This is a genomic window from Streptomyces sp. NPDC091209, from assembly GCF_044757755.1.
Classification (GTDB): Bacteria; Actinomycetota; Actinomycetes; order Streptomycetales; family Streptomycetaceae; genus Streptomyces.
Genome location: NZ_JBIVVR010000017.1, coordinates 31,911 through 48,769, shown reverse-complemented (window position 1 = coordinate 48,769; position 16,859 = coordinate 31,911). Strand labels below are relative to the sequence as shown.

Annotated in this window: 16 protein-coding genes; 9 read left to right on the top strand and 7 right to left on the bottom strand. The window is 70.7% G+C overall.

Going from position 1 to position 16,859, the window contains the following annotated elements; all coding sequences use genetic code 11:
* The first annotated feature begins 60 nt into the window (after nucleotides 1-60).
* From ACIQRL_RS35650 to ACIQRL_RS35630, 5 genes are all read left to right on the top strand, one after another.
* The gene (locus ACIQRL_RS35650; protein ID WP_401339436.1) at nucleotides 61-858 is read left to right on the top strand and encodes a CDP-alcohol phosphatidyltransferase family protein; all 798 of its coding nucleotides are present in this window, start codon (nucleotides 61-63) and stop codon (nucleotides 856-858) included.
* A 226-nt stretch (nucleotides 859-1,084) separates the two neighbouring features.
* Nucleotides 1,085-1,966 (top strand): DNA-3-methyladenine glycosylase family protein, encoded by an 882-nt coding sequence (locus ACIQRL_RS35645; RefSeq protein ID WP_401339434.1) that lies wholly within the window; start codon nucleotides 1,085-1,087, stop codon nucleotides 1,964-1,966.
* A gap of 174 nt (nucleotides 1,967-2,140) precedes the next feature.
* On the top strand, nucleotides 2,141-3,283 hold the full coding sequence (locus ACIQRL_RS35640) for an ABC transporter ATP-binding protein (RefSeq protein WP_401339432.1): 1,143 nt from the start codon (nucleotides 2,141-2,143) through the stop codon (nucleotides 3,281-3,283).
* Nucleotides 3,280-3,990 (top strand): ABC transporter permease, encoded by a 711-nt coding sequence (locus ACIQRL_RS35635; RefSeq protein ID WP_401339429.1) that lies wholly within the window; start codon nucleotides 3,280-3,282, stop codon nucleotides 3,988-3,990. Before ACIQRL_RS35640 ends, ACIQRL_RS35635 begins: the two co-directional genes overlap by 4 nt.
* The gene (locus ACIQRL_RS35630) at nucleotides 3,987-4,661 is read left to right on the top strand and encodes an ABC transporter permease (protein ID WP_401339427.1); all 675 of its coding nucleotides are present in this window, start codon (nucleotides 3,987-3,989) and stop codon (nucleotides 4,659-4,661) included. Before ACIQRL_RS35635 ends, ACIQRL_RS35630 begins: the two co-directional genes overlap by 4 nt.
* A 94-nt stretch (nucleotides 4,662-4,755) precedes the next feature.
* On the opposite strand, the gene ACIQRL_RS35625 is transcribed toward ACIQRL_RS35630, so the two are convergent.
* From ACIQRL_RS35625 to ACIQRL_RS35605, 5 genes are all read right to left on the bottom strand, one after another.
* Nucleotides 4,756-5,022 carry a hypothetical protein gene (locus tag ACIQRL_RS35625; RefSeq protein ID WP_401339424.1) on the bottom strand — a complete coding sequence of 89 codons (267 nt, stop codon included), beginning with the start codon at nucleotides 5,020-5,022 and terminating at the stop codon, nucleotides 4,756-4,758.
* A 77-nt stretch (nucleotides 5,023-5,099) separates the two neighbouring features.
* Nucleotides 5,100-5,711 (bottom strand): GTP-binding protein, encoded by a 612-nt coding sequence (locus ACIQRL_RS35620; protein ID WP_401339423.1) that lies wholly within the window; start codon nucleotides 5,709-5,711, stop codon nucleotides 5,100-5,102.
* Nucleotides 5,662-6,093: a DUF742 domain-containing protein gene (locus ACIQRL_RS35615; protein ID WP_401339420.1), complete on the bottom strand. Its 432-nt coding sequence runs from the start codon at nucleotides 6,091-6,093 to the stop codon at nucleotides 5,662-5,664. The genes ACIQRL_RS35620 and ACIQRL_RS35615 overlap by 50 nt, the downstream gene beginning before the upstream one ends.
* A gap of 58 nt (nucleotides 6,094-6,151) precedes the next feature.
* A complete protein-coding gene (locus tag ACIQRL_RS35610; protein ID WP_401339643.1) occupies nucleotides 6,152-6,625 on the bottom strand; it encodes a roadblock/LC7 domain-containing protein in 474 nt (157 codons plus the stop codon).
* Between the two features lie 2 nt (nucleotides 6,626-6,627).
* A complete protein-coding gene (locus ACIQRL_RS35605; RefSeq protein WP_401339419.1) occupies nucleotides 6,628-9,183 on the bottom strand; it encodes an ATP-binding protein in 2,556 nt (851 codons plus the stop codon).
* Nucleotides 9,184-9,528: 345 nt separating this feature from the next.
* On the opposite strand from ACIQRL_RS35605, the gene ACIQRL_RS35600 reads away from it, so the two are divergent.
* Both ACIQRL_RS35600 and ACIQRL_RS35595 read left to right on the top strand, forming a co-directional pair.
* The gene (locus ACIQRL_RS35600) at nucleotides 9,529-10,488 is read left to right on the top strand and encodes a glycine betaine ABC transporter substrate-binding protein (RefSeq protein WP_401339417.1); all 960 of its coding nucleotides are present in this window, start codon (nucleotides 9,529-9,531) and stop codon (nucleotides 10,486-10,488) included.
* A 102-nt stretch (nucleotides 10,489-10,590) separates the two neighbouring features.
* A complete protein-coding gene (locus ACIQRL_RS35595) occupies nucleotides 10,591-12,240 on the top strand; it encodes an aromatic amino acid ammonia-lyase (RefSeq protein WP_401339415.1) in 1,650 nt (549 codons plus the stop codon).
* Between the two features lie 210 nt (nucleotides 12,241-12,450).
* On the opposite strand, the gene ACIQRL_RS35590 is transcribed toward ACIQRL_RS35595, so the two are convergent.
* Nucleotides 12,451-13,950 (bottom strand): MFS transporter, encoded by a 1,500-nt coding sequence (locus tag ACIQRL_RS35590; protein ID WP_401339414.1) that lies wholly within the window; start codon nucleotides 13,948-13,950, stop codon nucleotides 12,451-12,453.
* A gap of 376 nt (nucleotides 13,951-14,326) precedes the next feature.
* Here ACIQRL_RS35590 and ACIQRL_RS35585 point away from each other — a divergent pair, with 376 nt between their 5' ends.
* Together ACIQRL_RS35585 and ACIQRL_RS35580 are read left to right on the top strand one after the other, a co-directional pair.
* Nucleotides 14,327-14,905 (top strand): TetR/AcrR family transcriptional regulator, encoded by a 579-nt coding sequence (locus tag ACIQRL_RS35585; RefSeq protein ID WP_401339411.1) that lies wholly within the window; start codon nucleotides 14,327-14,329, stop codon nucleotides 14,903-14,905.
* A 111-nt stretch (nucleotides 14,906-15,016) separates the two neighbouring features.
* Nucleotides 15,017-15,457: a PAS domain S-box protein gene (locus tag ACIQRL_RS35580; protein WP_401339408.1), complete on the top strand. Its 441-nt coding sequence runs from the start codon at nucleotides 15,017-15,019 to the stop codon at nucleotides 15,455-15,457.
* A gap of 92 nt (nucleotides 15,458-15,549) precedes the next feature.
* Here the strand turns inward: ACIQRL_RS35580 and frc are convergent, their stop codons facing one another.
* Complete coding sequence (gene frc / locus ACIQRL_RS35575; RefSeq protein WP_401339405.1) at nucleotides 15,550-16,806, bottom strand: formyl-CoA transferase; 1,257 nt, start codon at nucleotides 16,804-16,806, stop codon at nucleotides 15,550-15,552.
* Nucleotides 16,807-16,859: the final 53 nt, after the last annotated feature.

The window sequence follows — 16,859 nt, the reverse complement described above, 5'->3', positions numbered from 1 at the left end:
CAAGTCGCGCACACGGTACGCGGCGTTGATCGAATCTGTCATTCGGCCGGAGGATCTGCGGTGGCCCTGAACAACATGTACGGCGCGAGGCTCCCCCAGCAGGAGACCACGGTGGGAGCCGGCGTGCAGCTCCTGCTGCTGGCCCTGCTGGGCACGGCGATCGGGATGGGGCCCGCGGGCTGGCTGACCGGTCTCGCATTCGCGATCGCCACGTGGGCGGTGCTCACCCGCGCCCTGCGGCGCTCGCAGCCCCGCTCCTTCGGACCCGCCAACCGGGTCACGCTCGGCCGCGCGATCCTGGTGGGCGGAGTCACCGCGCTGGTCGCGGACTCCTTCCAGAGCTCGCCGCCGGTGAGTCTGCTCGTCGGCCTGACGGCGGTCGCCCTGATCCTGGACGGCGTCGACGGCAAGGTCGCCCGGCGGACCGGCACGTCCTCCGCCCTGGGCGCGCGCTTCGACATGGAGGTGGACGCGTTCCTGATCCTCGTGCTCAGCGTGTACGTCGGGATGTCGCTCGGTCCGTGGGTGCTGCTGATCGGCACCATGCGGTACGCGTTCGTCGCGGCGGCCCGGGTGCTGCCCTGGCTGAACGGCGAACTGCCGCCCAGCATGGCGCGCAAGACGGTGGCGGCCCTGCAGGGTGTCATCCTGCTGGTCGCGGGCGCCGGGGTCCTGCCCTACGACGCGCAGCTCGCGGCCGTGCTGACGGCCCTCGCGCTGCTCGTGTGGTCGTTCGGCCGCGACATCGCGTGGCTGTGGCGGCAAGGCGGACAGGGGCCCGTGGTGCGGACCCCGGAGATCGGGCGGACGCGGGAACTGGTCGGCGCGGGCTCGGCCCCCGCTGGTTCCGAGGGCTGATCATTCGCCCGTTCGGGTTCCCCGCCTCGGCGGGGTGACACGCGGCGAGTGCCTCCGACACCCCGCGTCACGCGGTCGCCGCGTTCCCTCCTTCCCCACCGGTAACCCTTTCCCCGCTGGTCACCCGGACACAGAACCGTCGGAATAGTTGACGGAAACTGTCAGGTATTGCCTCCACAGTGGTGCGCACAGACACGGTGAACGGGTCCTGAGCGGGAGGTTGGACATGGCACGGCACACGGTCGAGTTCGAGGTGGCGGGTCCCTGGTCCCTGGAGAACAGCAGGGAGTTCTGGGAGGAGATGGCACCCGTGCCACCGGCCGAGGCCGGGGGCGAGGGCGCGGCGCTGCGCACGGTCTTCCACGCCGACGCCGACTGGCTCCAGGTCGCGGCGGAGGTGACGCAGAGCGGGTCCACCGCCCGGGTGACGGTCACGGGGGACGGCGATCTGGACGCCGCCGCCGAGCAGGTGCGCCGCTTCCTGTCCCTGGACGTCGACGCCCGCGGCTGGCCCGCCGTCGGCGACCGCGACCCGGTGATCGGCCGGATCCAGGCGCGTCGGCCGGGACTTCGCCCGTGCGGCTTCCATTCCCCGTACGAGGCGGCCGGCTGGGCCGTGCTGACCCAGCGCACCGGGATGAAGGCGGCCCATGGCATGCGCGACGACATCATCTCCGGCCACGGCACGGGCGGTGCGTTCCCGGAGCCCGAGGCGTTGCTCCGGCTGGACGCCGAACTGCCCTGGCGCAAGACCGAATACCTGCACGCCGTCGCACAGGCCGCTCTCGACGGAGTGCTGGACGGCGCCCGACTGCGGTTCCTGGAACCGCAGGACGCCATGCGCGAGGTCCAACAGGTCAAGGGCCTGGGCGCCTTCGCCGCCGAACTCGTCGTCGTCCGCGGCGCGAACCATCCCGACGTCCTGCCGACCCAGGAAGGCAGGCTCACCGCGGAGATCGCCGAACAGTACGGGCCCGAGCGCGAACCGGCCGAGATCGCGGAGAACTGGCGGCCGTACCGCACCTGGGCCGCGCTCCATCTGCGGGTCCAGCGCGGCGAACGCCTGGGTACCGTGGGGACGCGTACGACCGGGACGCCCACAGGATGACGGACGTCCGTACCGATGTCCGCCCCCACCGGGCCGCGCCGAGGAAATCGGACGTCCGCCCGACATTCACGACCTGTCATGACCGGGAACGAACATCAACTGGCTAGACTACGCACCCTCGTGCACGTGATCGCGCCACGCGCGAGCAAAGCCGTTCCCGAAGGGTTTCGACGCTTGATAGCCATCGAAGATGTCAGCAAGCGATACGCCGACGGCACGGTGGCCGTCGATCGCCTGTCCCTCCAGATACCGGACCACTCCATCACCGTTCTCGTCGGACCTTCGGGCTGCGGCAAGACCACCACCCTCCGCATGATCAACCGCATGGTCGAGCCGAGCGGCGGCACGATCCGCGTCAACGGCGAGGACATCCGGAGCAAGCCGGTCAACGCCCTGCGCCGGTCCATGGGTTACGTCATCCAGAACGCCGGCCTCTTCCAGCACCGGACGATCCTCGACAACATCGCCACGGTGCCCCGGCTGCTCGGCTGGTCCAAGCAGCGTGCCCGGGACCGCGCGGCGGAACTGATGGAACGGGTCGGCCTCGACCCGGCCATGGCCCGCCGCTACCCGTACCAGCTCTCCGGCGGCCAGCAGCAACGGGTGGGCGTCGCCCGCGCGTTGGCGGCGGACCCGCCCATTCTCCTCATGGACGAGCCGTTCTCGGCGGTCGACCCGGTCGTACGCCGGGGTCTGCAGGAGGAGTTGCTGCGCATCCAGGGCGAACTGGGCAAGGCCATCGTCTTCGTCACCCACGACATGGACGAGGCGATCACCATCGGCGACCGTATCGCCGTACTGCGCACCGGCGGCAAGCTCGCCCAGTTCGCGACCCCCGACGAGATCCTCTCGGCGCCGGCCGATCCGTTCGTCGAGCAGTTCCTCGGCGCCGACCGGGGCATCCGCGGACTGTCGTTCCTCTCCACCCGCGATCTCGAACTCGACCGCTCCCGGGTCTTCCCCGTCGGCTCCGACTGGCAGGAGATCGCCGGACGCGCCCCGGAGGGGACGCCCGTGCTGGTGACCGACGCCGACGGCAAGCCGCTCGGCTGGGCAGAGCCGGGCACCTGGGGCGGAGACGTCAAGGACCTCGAACCGTACGGCCCCTGCTTCGAGGTGGGCCGTGACTCGCTGCGGGTCGCCCTGGACCGGACCGTACTGTCGCCGACGGGTCTGGCGGTCGGCGTCGACGGTTCCGGGCAGGTGCTCGGGGTCGCCGGACAGGAGACGATCGCCGCCGCGATCCGGGTGGCCCGTCAGCGGCCGGCGGCGGACGCCTCCCCGCAGCAGACGTCGACGGCGAAGGCCGGGCGATGAACGGGTTCTTCGACATACCGAGCGACCTCCAGCACAGCTATGGCGGCCTGATCGCCATCCATCTGCAGGAGGCGCTCGTCCCGGTCCTGTTCGGTCTCCTGCTGGCGCTGCCCATCGGCCTGTTGTGCGTCCACTACGGCTGGCTCTACGGGCCGGTGCTGTGGACCTCGACGGTGCTCTACGCGATCCCGTCGATCGCCTTCTTCGTGGTGCTCATCGACTACACCGGGCTGTCCCAGGTCACCGTGATGATCCCGCTGTGCCTGTACAGCCTGGTCGTACTCGTGCCCGCGGTCGTCGACGGCATCAGCTCGGTGCCCGAGGAGACGAACGCCGCCGCCTCGGCCATGGGCATCGGCCTCGCGCGCCGCTACGTCCAGGTCCAACTGCCCATCGCCGTACCGGCGATCATGGCGGGGCTCCGGGTGGCCGTCGCGTCCAGCATCAGCCTGGTGAGCGTCGGCGCGCTGATCGGCAACCAAGGAGGGCTCGGCAATCTGCTGACCACCGCGCAGCTGTACGGCCGTCCCCGGCTCGCGGTGACCTCGGTGGTCACCACCGCCGTCCTCGCGATCGTGATCGACGCCCTGCTGGTCCTGCTGCGCCGGGTCCTCACCCCCTGGGAACCGCCGTCCGGCGGCGCGGCCGGACGCTCCGGGGCCAGGGCCTCGGACGCCACCGCCCCCACCCCGGAGGGCGTGTCGTGAACGTCCTCCACTTCATGCAGTCCTTCTTCAGCGACGGCTCCCACTGGCAGGGCTACGACGGCATCCCGCAACGGGTGTGGGAACACATCCAGTACACGGCCGGGGCCCTCGCGATCGCCGCCGCCATCGGTCTGCCGATCGGTCTGATCACCGGGCACACCGGGCGCGGCGGCAACGCGCTGGCCTTCCTGGCCACCGGCGCCCGCGCGCTGCCGACCTTCGGGCTGCTGGTCCTGATGTTCGTCTGGCTGGGGCTCGGCATCGTGCCCGTGATGATCCCGCTCGTGGTGCTGGCGATCCCGCCGGTCCTCATCACCACCTACGAGGCGATCCGCACCGTGGACCCCTCCCCCGTCGACGCCGCCCGCGGCATGGGCATGCCGGAGACCCAGGTCCTGTTCCAGGTCGAGGTCCCGGCGGCGCTGCCGCTGATCCTCAGCGGGCTGCGTTCGGCGACGATCCAGATCGTCTCGACGGCCACGATCGCGGCCTATGTGTCCCTCGGCGGGGTCGGCCGCTACATCCTGGACGGCCTGTACCAGCACAACTACGAGAAGGTGGTCGGCGGAGCGGCCCTCACGGCGCTCCTCGCGCTGCTCGTCCTCCTGCTGTTCTGGGGCGTCGGCAAGGTGACGGTCTCCCCCGGCGTCCGCAGACGCCGGGCGGCGTAGCGACACCACCGAGCAGCGGCACCACCACAACGGGGACGGCCTTCGGGCCGTCCCCGTCTCCGTCTCACCCTTCGTTCCGCAGAGCCGGCGCCGCTCAGCCCCGGCGGACGGAGACCAGGCGAGCCACCACAGCCGGCACGAGCCCGACCGCGACGAGGTACAGGCCAATGCGCTCGTCGGGCACGGCCCGCGACCACACGCGCCAGGCCGACGGGGTGTAACCGTCGGCAGCCAAGGAGTCCGCGTAGCGCCTGGGCGGCGCGCTGGTCCCGCCGCGCACCCACAGCAGGGCGCCGATGGCCGCGCAGGTCGCGGATATCGCGTACAGGACGGGTGCGTGGCGCGGGGCCGGTAGGTTCATGTCTTCTCTTCTCCCGTGGAGCTCCGCCGTTCACCGGGGCGACCGGCGGACTCCGAGGGCGTCTCCTCCGCCCGGCGTCAGCGTTCGGCTCTCGCCAGGGCGTGTTCGAGGACGACGAGCAGGGCGTCGCGTACGGAACCCCGGTCGCGGGCGTCGAACACGGTGAGCGGCACGTGGTCGGCGACGTCGAGGGCCCACCGGACGTCGTCCAGATCGTGTTCGAGTTTGCCGTCGAAGGCGTTCACGGCCACGGCGAAGGGGATCTGGCGGTGCTCGAAGTAGTCGACGGCCGCGTAGCAGTCGTCGAGGCGTCGGGTGTCGACGATGACGAGCCCGCCGAGCGCGCCCTCGACGAGGTCGTCCCACATGAACCCGAACCGCTCCTGTCCTGGGGTGCCGAACAGGTAGAGCTTCAGGGTCGGGTCGAGGGTCACACAGCCGAAGTCCATGGCGACGGTCGTCGTCACCTTCTCCGGAGTGTGGGTGAGGTCGTCGACACCGGCGGCGACCGAGGTGATGGACGCCTCGGTGGTCAGCGGCTCGATCTCCGAAATGGCCCCCACCGTCGTGGTCTTGCCCACGCCGAAGCCGCCCGCGATCACCATCTTCACCGGCAGCGGCGGCCTGGGCCGCTCGTCGTCAGCCCTCACGGATCGCGCCCCGGGAGTCGGGGATAGCTCGGAGACCATCGATAACCCTTCGAAGAACAGTGACATCGCGGTGGGAGTGCACCTGCGGTGCGTACAGGGCCAGTTGCCCGTCGGCGCGCAGATCGTCGGCGAGTACCCGGATCACATTCAAGTGCATCCGGAGTTTCGCCGCGATCTCCGCGAGCGACTGCGGTTCACGGCAGACCGTGATGATGTCGCGGTGCTGGTCGAAGACGAAGGCGTTCAGCGCCGCCAGTCCCACGTCGGTGGCCACCACCTGCGTCTCGATGGGGATCGGCGGTACGAGACTGTCTCCGCCCGCGATCCGCCCCGCGGTCAGCAGGAACGGCCGGACGACCGAGGCGGGGCGTTCCACTCCCCATTCGGCGTCGCCGCCGGCCAATGGCTCGCCGGACGTCATCACATCCTCCCCCTTCACCTCGCCGGGCGTCACCGGTCATGTGACGCACCGTCGGACGTCAACCGGTCGGTGCGATACCCACGGTGTTCTTCAGCTCCATCACCAGTTGCGGACTCAGCACCGCGCCGGCCCGGTTGGCGAAGAGGGTCATCTCGTACGCGATGTTGCCGAGCTTCGCCTCCTTCGAGGCGACCACCCCGAGCACCGCTCCGGCGCCGAGGGCGGACACCAGGACGTGCCCTTCCTCCAGGTCGATGATGACCTTGTTGAGGCTGCCGAGGCCGTAGTTGCCGGAGGCGCCCATGGCGAGGCTGGTGATGCCGGAGACGATCGCCGCGAGCCGCTCGGAGTCGGCCTGGCCGCGCAGTTGGGAGACCGCGATGAGCAGTCCGTCGGAGGAGACACCGATGACGTCGACGACCCCGGCTGTCTCGGTGGCGAATCGATTGAGCAGCCAGTTGAAGTCGGCGGCGGCAGTCTTGACGTCCGCCGCGGGTGCCGCTGTCCGGGACTCCGGCTCGCCTGTCCACATGGTCACGTGCTCATGCCTTCCGGGGAAGAGGGTCTTCTGTTCTGGTTGTTGGGTCCGGCCAGGCCGTCGGGCCTGCCGCCCGGTCGGGTCACCCCGGCCGGATAGTCCTCGTTCGCGCTCTCGCGCTCGGCCCGCAGGACGGCGGCCTCGAACTCGTCGAGCTCGGAGCGCGCCGCCTCGGCGTCCGTGGGCTGCCAGGAGGGCGGCCGCCGGTGCGTGGGAGGCTCCGTGGGCCTGGGCAGCCGGCTCGACGCCGTGCCGGCCGACAGGGTCGCCCCGCGCACCCGGCGGCGCAACGGACCGGCGGCACCGGACCGCGCCGGGCCCGTGGGTCCCGGGTCGGCTCCGGCGCCCGGCCGGGTGCCACCGTGGGTCGTCGCGCGCTCGGCGCCGGTGTCCGTCACCGGTTCCGTGCGGCGGGCGTGGCCGGGGGAATCGTCCGTCCGGGACCACGCGGGCACCCTGCGGGGCAGGCCCGCGGGTCCGGGCGGCGCCTCGACCCGCGCCGGGCGCGGCTCGCTCGGGCCGGAGCGGCGCGCGGGCGGCTGGATACGCGAGGCGCGCGGCGCGGGCCCGGGGTCGCCGAGCACGAGGTGGGACGTGGGGACCGCGACGGTGGCGGTGACGCCGCCGCCCGGTGTGCGGGACAGGACGACCTCGATGCCCCAGCGCCGGGACAGGCCGCCGACCACGAACAGCCCGAGGACCTCCGTCGGCGCCAGGTCGAGGCGTTCGCGCCGGATCAACCGGGCGTTCTCCTGCTCCAGCCGCTCGGGGCTCATACCGAGTCCGTGGTCGATGATCTCGACGAGGGCGCCGCCCCCGCCGTGCCGTGGCCGCAGGACCACTTCGACGCCACTGGTCGCCGGGGAGAACATCACGGCGTTCTCCAGGAGTTCGGCGAGCATCAGCGTGAGGTCGCCGACGATGTCGGGGACGACGGTGACATCGCCCTCGGCGTGCGGGGTGACGCGCTGGTAGCCCTCGATCTGGCCGAGCGCGGCACGGACGATGTTGCTGAGCCGCATCGGTTCGGTGTTGAGGCCGGTCTCGCTGATGCCGGCGAGCAGCATGAGGCTGTCGGCGTTGCGCTGGAGACGGACGGCGATGTGGTCGATGCGGTAGAGCCGGTCCAGCACCTCGGGGTCGGTCTCGCCGCGCTCCACGGAGTCGATCAGGGCGAGTTGACGGGCGGTCAGGTTGCTGACCCGGCGGCCGACGTTGCCGAACATCTCGGCGATGTTGCGCCGGCTGACGACCTGGCGCTCCAGCAGCGCGCTCGCGGTGACCTGAACCTGGTTGAAGGCTTCGGCCAGTTCACCGATCTCGTCGCGCACCGGCACGGGGACGGCTTCCAGTCGCGGCGGGCTCGCGTCGTCGGCGTCGTCGTCGGCGACACGGGCCAGCTCGCTCTCGGCGGCGCCGGCCACGTGCTGGGCCGCCGCCGTGAGGGTGCGTACGGTCCGCACCACGGAGCGGCGGGTCAGCACGGAGAAGAGCAGCCAGGCGGCGAAGGCGAGGAGGATGCCGACGATCAGCCAGACCACCCGCCACCAGGCGGTGTTCGACGCGGACTGGGCGTCGGCGGCGATCCCGCCGATGAGCGACTGGACGACCTTCAGCCGGTTCTCGGCCTGCCGCTCGTAGGTGGGACCGGCGCGCAGCGCCTCGTCGAGCGCGGTACGCAGCTGCGTCGCGTTCTCGGCGACCAGCGCTCCGGTGTCGACCTGGAGCGCGGCCCACTGCTGGGTGATGACGCTCTGGTACGGGCTGTGCTCGATCTCGGCGAGGTCCGTGCCCTGTTCCGAGCCGGCGAACCGGGTGAACCGCTCGGCCTGGTAGGTGTACTGGTCGTAGTCGCCGACGGCGCCGGTGAACTCGATCAGCGCGTTGGCGTCGCGGGTACGGGCGGCGAAGACGCTGGTCTCGAAGGAGGCGTGGGCGGTGTCGGCGCGCAGCAGCGCGTCGAGCAGGTTGCCCGCGGACGCGGAGGACTCGCTGCCCGACTGGCCGAGAGCGAGGCCGTCGATGAGGCCCTCGATCACCGATCCGTACGCCGGGTCGATGTTGTCGGCGGGGATCGGCCCCTGCTCGACCGTATTGCGGAGGCTGTCCAGGCCTTCCAGTTCCTTCAGCGCCTCTGCCTCGCCCTCGGGCAGCCGGTCGCTGTAGGCGGCCCGGACGGCTTCGACGCGGGTGCCGACCTTGTCCTGCGCGGCGAGATAGGCGGCGGTGTCGGGCGGGCTCTCCCCCGGGCGGGCCGCCTCGTAGCGCAGGGAGACCAGGAGTGCCTGCCGGTGCTCGGTCTGCACGGCGTCGATGAGCTTGGTCACCTGCGCGCTGTCCCGCACGAGTTGGGCGGTGTCGGCAGCGGACCGGGCCCGGTCCATTTCACCGGAGACGACATAGGCGAGCATCGCGGAAATGACGGCGAGCGGCACGATCACCAGAACATTGAGTTTCCGGCGGAAAGGCCAACGGTCCAGCAGAGATGGTGTCCGGCCGGTCCGAAGAGCCGTGGACGGCTGCTCCGAGGCGGCTTTTCTGTGCGCGGGCACCCAACCTCCTTGACTTCATTCCCCGTTGGAAAGCCCATGGGCAGGCCTGCGTGGATCAATGGTCACGAACAGCGCGATCGGGCCGACAAGTGGAAGGGGGCCCTCGACGCGGCCAACACTAGCGGCTGCCGTAAGAGTACGGCCATGATCAACCGAAAAGTGGCACGCGGAGACGCCTGGTTCGCTCCCGTTTCGGTCACGTTGCGCCTACGGGCTGAAGCTGTACGGTCCCCTTCAGTGATCTATTCGTGTCTTGACGGTAGTTGAGGCGGCTCGATTGGATCGTCAGGACCGTCACCACCCGTGCCCACCGGCCACCAATGCCCCACCGATTGCCAAGTCTGGATGACCAACGTGACCATCGTCAGAAGCACTCGAACCACCGCAACCTACGCTGTTTCCTTGCTGGTTGTGGCCGCCGCCGCACTGACGGGCTGCGGTTCCTCCAACGACTCGGGCAGCAAGGACCCGCTGACGGGCGACTCCGCCAAGGGCGGCACGGTCGTCGTCGGTTCCAACAACTTCGCCGAGAGCATCCTGCTCGCCGACATCTACGGCGAGGCCCTCAAGTCCAAGGGCATCAAGGTCAGTTACAAGCTGAACATCGGCAGTCGCGAAACCTCGTACGGCCTGATCAAGAACGGTACTATCACGGTCCTTCCGGAGTACAACGGCGCACTGCTCGCCTACTTGGACGCCAAGGCCGCTCCGACTTCCGTCGACGAGACCAGCCAGGCCATATCGGCCAAACTCGACCCGAAGCTCTCCCTGTTGATTCCGTCCCCTGCCGAGGACAAGGACGCGATCGCCGTCAACGAGGGCACGGCCAAGAAGTACAGCCTCACGGGCAAGTCGTCCATCACGGACCTCACCGCGGCGGCGAAGGACCTGGTCATCGGCGGGTCCCCGGAGTTCCAGACCCGGCAGCAGGGCCTCAAGGGCCTGAAGTCCGTATACGGCCTCGATTTCAAGAGCTTCAAGGCACTGGACGCCGGTGGTCCGCTCACCGTGGCGGCTCTGAAGGGCAACAACATTCAGGCCGCGGATATCTTCACGACGGACCCGGGAATCAGCAAGAACAAGTTTGTCGTGCTGCAGGATCCCAAGAACCTTTTCGGATTCGAGAACGTAACTCCGCTGACATACAAGAGCGATCTGCCGGCGGCCGGAGTCGCGGTCCTCAATGACGTCTCGGGGAAGCTCGACACGGAAACCCTGGTGAAGCTCAACAGCGACGTGCAGGTCGGCAGCAAGGACCCCCTCGACGTGGCGAAGAACTGGCTGGCGTCGGCGGGTCTCAGCTGACGTCGGCACCGGCAGCCGGTCGACGGGTGCCTGCGGGCCGGGGGGGCCCTCCTCCCCGGCCCGGCCTTCCGATGGCGTACGGCCAAGGAGTGAACGTCCGTCATGCTCAAGCGCACGGCCGACGCGGCCACCGTCGGCCCGGCCGGCGGCACCGCAGCGCCCGGTGCGGCCCTCCACGGCCGCGGTCTCGATGCCGCCACGGTGACCCGGATCGCCGATGGAGCGACGCCACCCGTCCTGCATCCGGCGGCACTTGAGGCGATGGAGCGCACCCGGCGCGCCGCACACCGCTTGTCGGCGGAAGGCGCCCGGGTCTACGGGCGCAGCACCGGCGTCGGAGCGCACCGGGGCCTCACCGTCGAGGAACACGACGGCTCGGGCCACGACCTGAGGCTCCTGCTGAGTCACGCGGGCGGTGCCGGCGAGCCGCTGCCCGCGCGGCAGGTCCGCGCGATGATGGTGGTGCGTGTCAACCAACTCCTCGCCGGGGGCTCGGGGTTGGGTCCCGAGATCGCGGTGGCCGTCGCGGACGCGCTGCGGGCGGGAGTGCATCCCCTGGTACCCGAGTACGGGTCGGTGGGCACCGGTGATCTGACGGCACTGGCCCAGTTGGGGCTCGCCCTCTTCGGCCACGGCACCTGGCTGCGGGACCGGGCGGGCTCGGACAATCCCTTCCTCGAGCGCCCGTTCTCCACAAGTCCGCTCACCGAAAGTCCGCTCACCGAGGGTCCGTTGCCCGAGAGTCCGTTCCCCGCCCTTCTGCCTCTTCGACGCGGGGACGCGCTGGCCCTGCTGAGCAGCAACGCTCTCACCCTCGGACAGTCCTCCCTCGCCTCTCACGACCTCGGCATCCCGCTCCGCGCCGCTCATACGGTGGCGGCACTCTCCTTGCACGCGGTGAACGGCTCCCTGGAGCCGTACGCGCCGGAGGTCCACGAGGCCCATCCGCACCCGGCGATCGCGCGGGTGGCGGCCCGTGTCCTGAAGCTGCTCGGCGTGCCGTCCGGGAACGGCACAGCCGTGCCGGGGCCGCCGGACGGAGCGCCGGCCCGGGTGCAGGATCCCTTCGGCTTCCGCTGCTTCCCTCAGGTTCACGGCCCCGCGATGGAGGCGTGGTCGGGCCTGGAGCGGGTGCTGTCGATCGATCTCAACTCCGCCACCGAGAACCCCCTCATCGGCTGGGACGAGACCACGGGCGCTCCCGTCGCACGGCATCACGGCGGCTTCTTCACCGCGCCGCTCGCGCTCGCGCTCGACCAGTTGGGCCTCGCCGTGCTCGGCACGGCCCGGCTCTCGGCAGCCCGGCTGTCCGGCCTCGGCCGCCCCGAACTGACCGGACAACGCTCCTACTTGGCCGACGCGTCCTCGGCCGGGTCGGGAATGATGATCCTGGAGTACAGCGCCGCCTCCGCCCTCGCCGAAATACAGGCGTGCGCCGCTCCGGCCGCGCTCGGGCATGTGGTGCTGTCCCAGGGGATGGAGGAGGCGGCGACCTTCGCGACCCAGGCGGCCCGCAAGTCGCTGCGGACGGCACAGGCGTACCGGCTGGTCCTCGCCTGCGAACTCGTGGCCGCCGTACGGGCGTTGCGGCTGCGCGGCACTCCGCCCGCTCCGGACACCCCGGCGGGCCGCGCCTACGCCCGCGCGGCGGCGGCCCTGGACCCGGACATGCGGGACCGCCCCCTCACGGACGACGTGACGGGGGCGGCGGCGCTGCTCGACGAGTTCACGGAACTGGGCGGCGACGGCTGAGGCCCGGCCGCCGCGGGTCGGGCGGGCCTGCCCTGGGGCCCGGACCCGTGCAGGGCCCCAGGGCAGGCCGAGGTGACCCCGGCACACGGGGCAGGTCCGGCACTCGGGTGGGTCCGAAACCGGTACCGGACCCACCCCGAGTGCTGAGCGCCCCCGCCTCCTGCCGCCCGCGTCCGGCCGGTGTGACGTCCGTGCGCCTTCCGTGTGGTGTCAGTTCCGCGTACCCGGCAGGACGGCCTCGCCGTCGCTCGTCGCGGCGGAACGGGAAGCGGCACCGGCTTCGGCATCGGCACCGTCGCTCACGGTCCGCCCCGAGGCCCGGGGCGCGTCGGACAGTCGTACCGCCCGCCGGCCGGGCACGAGGAGTGCGGCGAGTGCGGCGGCCAGGCAGAGCAGGGCGAGCAGGGTGAACCCGTGGGTGTACCCGGACTCGTACGGCAGTCCCGAGGACTGGAGCCGGCCGGTCACCAGGACGCTGGTCACCGCGGCGCCGATGGACCCGCCGATGGTGCGGATGTTGGCGTTCATCCCGGTCGCGGCGCCGGTCTGTCCGGGCGGGACGCTGCCGACGATGAGGTTGGCCATCGCGGAGAAGGCGAGGCCGATGCCGAGACCGAAGACACCCGCCGCGAAGGCGACCTGCCACGGCCGGTCGTGCCAGAGCGCGAGGAAACCGCAGGCCACCGCGCCGAGCGCGGCACCGGCGACCAGCAGCTTCTTGGCACCGAGGACGGGCTCCAGCCGGCCGCTCAGCACGCCCGAGCAGAACATCGCGATCAGCATCGGCAGCATGAGCAGCCCGGCCCCGGTCACGCTCGCGCCGAAGCCGTAGCCGGCCGAGCCCGGGGTCTGGACGAACCCGGGCAGGAAGGACCAGATCGCGTACATGCCCGCGCCGAACAGCAGCGCGGCGGTGTTGGTGGTCCACACGGCGGGCAGCCGCATGATGCGCAGATCGATGAGCGGGCTGCGGGAGCGTGCCTCGGAGCGCAGCCAGAGGGCGAAGAGCAGCAGGGCCACGGCGAACAGGCCGATCACCTTGCCCGATCCCCAGCCCCAGTGGCTCGCCTGGCTGAGGGGCAGGAGCAAGGCCACGAGCCAGCCGGAAAGCAGCACGGCACCCAGCCAATTGACGTTCCCCTGGGCGCGGTTGGGCGACTCAGGAACGTAGCGCAGGGCGATCAGCGCGGTGACCGCGACGACGCCGACGGGGATCCAGAAGAGCCAGCGGTAGTCGAGCGCGGTCACGATCGGACCGGCCGCCACCATGCCCACTCCTCCTCCGGCGGCGATCACGGCGGACAGGTTGCTGATGCTGCCGCTCACCCGGGACGCGGCGAACTCGTCCCGGATGATGCCGAAGGAGAGCGGGAACAGTGCTCCGCCGATGCCCTGCACGACCCGGGCGACGATCAGTACGCCGATGGTGGGCGCGAGCGCGGCGAGCAGACAGCCGGCGAGGACGGCCAGGAGAACGGCGACGAGGGTGCGCTTCTTGCCGACCAGGTCGCCGACCCGGCCGAGGATGGGCGTGAAGATCGAGGCGGACAGCAGATAGGCGGTCATCACCCAGGTCGCGGTGGACTGAGAGGTGTGCATCGCGTGCTGGACGGTCGGCAGGGCCGGCGCGATCAGCGACTGCAGCATCGCGAACACACCGGCACCGGTCGCGAGGACCGCGAAGGTGAGACGGGTGGACGAGCGGGGCATGAAAAGCCTCTCCGGACAGGAATGCGGCCGACGTCGTCGGGCCGCGGTCGTACGGGACGGGCGGGATGGACGGAACGCGTGGACGGCGCGGCGACGTCGGGCACACCGACGGCCGCGAGGGCGCTGACGGAGCGGACGGTCACCGGACGGACCGCCGCCGAAGGGACGGTCGCCGAACGGACGGTCAGGGGTGGAGCCGCGCGGATCGGTCGCCGCACGGCGCGCCGAAGGTCGAGGACGGGGTACGAGCGCGTCGGCTGTGCGTGCGGCCGCACGCGTCCACGCCGAACGCACCCCGACTGGTAAAGTGGAGGTACCCCTCCACTGTAGCGGAGGCATACCTCCGCTTCAACCTCGATCCAGCCGGGAGGCAGCAGTGACGGCACAGCCGTTCCCCGTCAGCGAGATCGTCGCGTCCCGGCGCCCGCACCGTAAGGACGCGGCCCGCAACTACGACGCACTGCTGGCGGCCGCCCGCGAGGCGTTCTCGGAGAACGGCGCCGAGGCCTCCCTCGAGGACGTGGCCCGGCGCGCGGGCGTCGGCATCGGCACGCTGTACCGGAACTTCCCGACCCGCCGCCATCTCTTCGAGAGCGTCTACGCGGGCGAGGTGGACGATCTGTGCCGGGCCGCCGGGGAGGTCGCCGACCAGGAGCCGTGGGCGGCACTGACCTCGTGGCTGCGCCGCTTCGTGGACTACACGGTCACCAAGCGGGCCATCCGTGAGGCCCTCAACGACGAGTCGGAGATCTTCCTCGCCTGCCGGGAGTCGATGTTCGCGGCGGGCGGCCCGCTCTTCGAGCGTGCGCAGAAGGCGGGCGAGGCGCGGGCCGACATGACCTTCGACGACCTGCTGCGCATGGTCTCGGGCATCACCGCGACGAACTTCCTGGACGACGCCCAGCGCGACCGCGTCCTCTCGGTGGCGCTGGACGGGGTCCGCGCCTCGCGCTGACGCCGGCCAACACGCCCCACAGGGACCGGACTTCGCCACGACCGGGCATGGGCCACCAGGGTCTGGATTCTGTATACTGTCGCCACTACATGGCCCCGGTTCGGAGGCGACATGGACAAGCTGGATCCCGAAGTGGTCCTGGGCATGACCGCCCACGCGCCCGACGGCGTCGTGATCATCGACAGTGAAGGTCTGATCCGCTACTGGAACCGGGGCGCCGAGCGCATCTTCGGGTTCTCGGCGGCCGAGGCGGACGGCCGCAGCCTGGACGTCATCATCCCGGAGAAGCATCGCCGCCGTCACTGGGACGGCTTCCGCACAGCCGTGGAGAAGGGCGCCACCAAGTACGGCGAGGCCGATCTCCTGACGGTTCCGGCGCTGGCGGCGGACGGCAGGACGCTGTCCATCGAGTTCAGCGTGGTGCTGCTGGCCGGGAGCGACGGCGGTTCCTACGTGGGGGCCGTCATCCGGGATGTCACCGCGCGGCGCGCCCGGGAGCGGGAGCTGATGCGGCGGCGCTCCGAGGCCGCCGCGGACCGCGCCACCGTCTGATCTTCGTCGGAAGAAGGGGCGCCCGTCGCCCGCTCGACGCCCGAGTGCCCTGCGAACGGCGTCCGTTCGCAGGGCACTCGGGTGTGCGGGCGTCAGGCGACGACCTTCCCCTCGTGCAGCCCGCGAATGGCGTCCGCGTCGTAGCCGAGGTCCGCGAGCACCTCGTCGGTGTGCTCGCCGAGCAGCGGGGCACCGGTGATCTCGGGCTTGAATCCGGAGAACTTGATCGGGCTGCCCACCGTCAGATAGGTGCCGCGCTCCTTCTGCTCGACCTCGACGATCGTGCCGCTCCTGCGCATGTCGGGATCCTCGGCGAGCTCCTTCATGCTGAGCACCGGCGCGCACGGCACCTCGAAGGTGCGCAGGATGTCGACCGCCTCGTACTTGGTCTTGTCCGCCAGCCACTTCTCGATCTCGCCGAAGATGTCCATGATGTGCGGCTGGCGCGCCAGGGCGGTGTCGTACTCCGGGTCCTCGGCCCACTCCGGCCGGCCGATGGCCTCGCAGGTGCGGACCCAGTTCTGTTCCTGGACGGTGAAGTAGATGTAGGCGTTGGGGTCGGTCTCCCAGCCCTTGCACTTCAGGACCCAGCCGGGTTGTCCGCCGCCGCCCGCGTTGCCACCGCGCGGCACCGCGTCGCCGAACTCGCCGTTCGGGTACTGCGGATACTCCTCCAGGTAGCCGACGCGTTCCAGGCGCTGCTGGTCGCGCAGCTTGACCCGGGTCAGGTTGAGCACGGCGTCCTGCATGGACACCGAGACCTTCTGTCCGAGCCCGGTCGCGTTGCGCTGGATGATCGCGGTCAGCAGGCCGATCATCAGATGCATACCGCTGTTGCTGTCGCCGAGCGCCGAGCCGCTGATCGTGGGCGGTCCGTCCCAGAAACCGGTGGTGGACGCGGCGCCGCCGGCGGCCTGGGCGACGTTCTCGTAGACCTTGAGGTCGTTCCACTGGGAGTCGTCGTTGAAGCCCTTGACGGAGCCGAAGATCAGGCGCGGGTTGAGCGCGTGGATGTGGTCCCAGCCGAGGCCCATCCGGTCCATGGCACCCGGCGCGAAGTTCTCCACCAGGAGGTCGGCCTCACGGATCAGCTTCTCCATGACCTCCTTTCCCTCGCGGGACTTGGTGTCGATGGCCAGGGACCGCTTGTTGCTGTTCAGCATGGTGAAGTAGAGGGCGTCGAGGTCGGGGATGTCCCGGAGTTGACGGCGTGTCACATCACCCCCGGCGACGCGCTCGACCTTGATGACGTCGGCGCCGAACCAGGCGAGCATCTGCGTGCACGCGGGACCGGCCTGGACGCCGGTGAAGTCGATCACCTTGATTCCGGCGAGCGGCTTTTCACTCATGGTGGATTCCTTCTCGTGAATGATCTCGGTGCGGAAGTCGGCCGTGCGGGAGG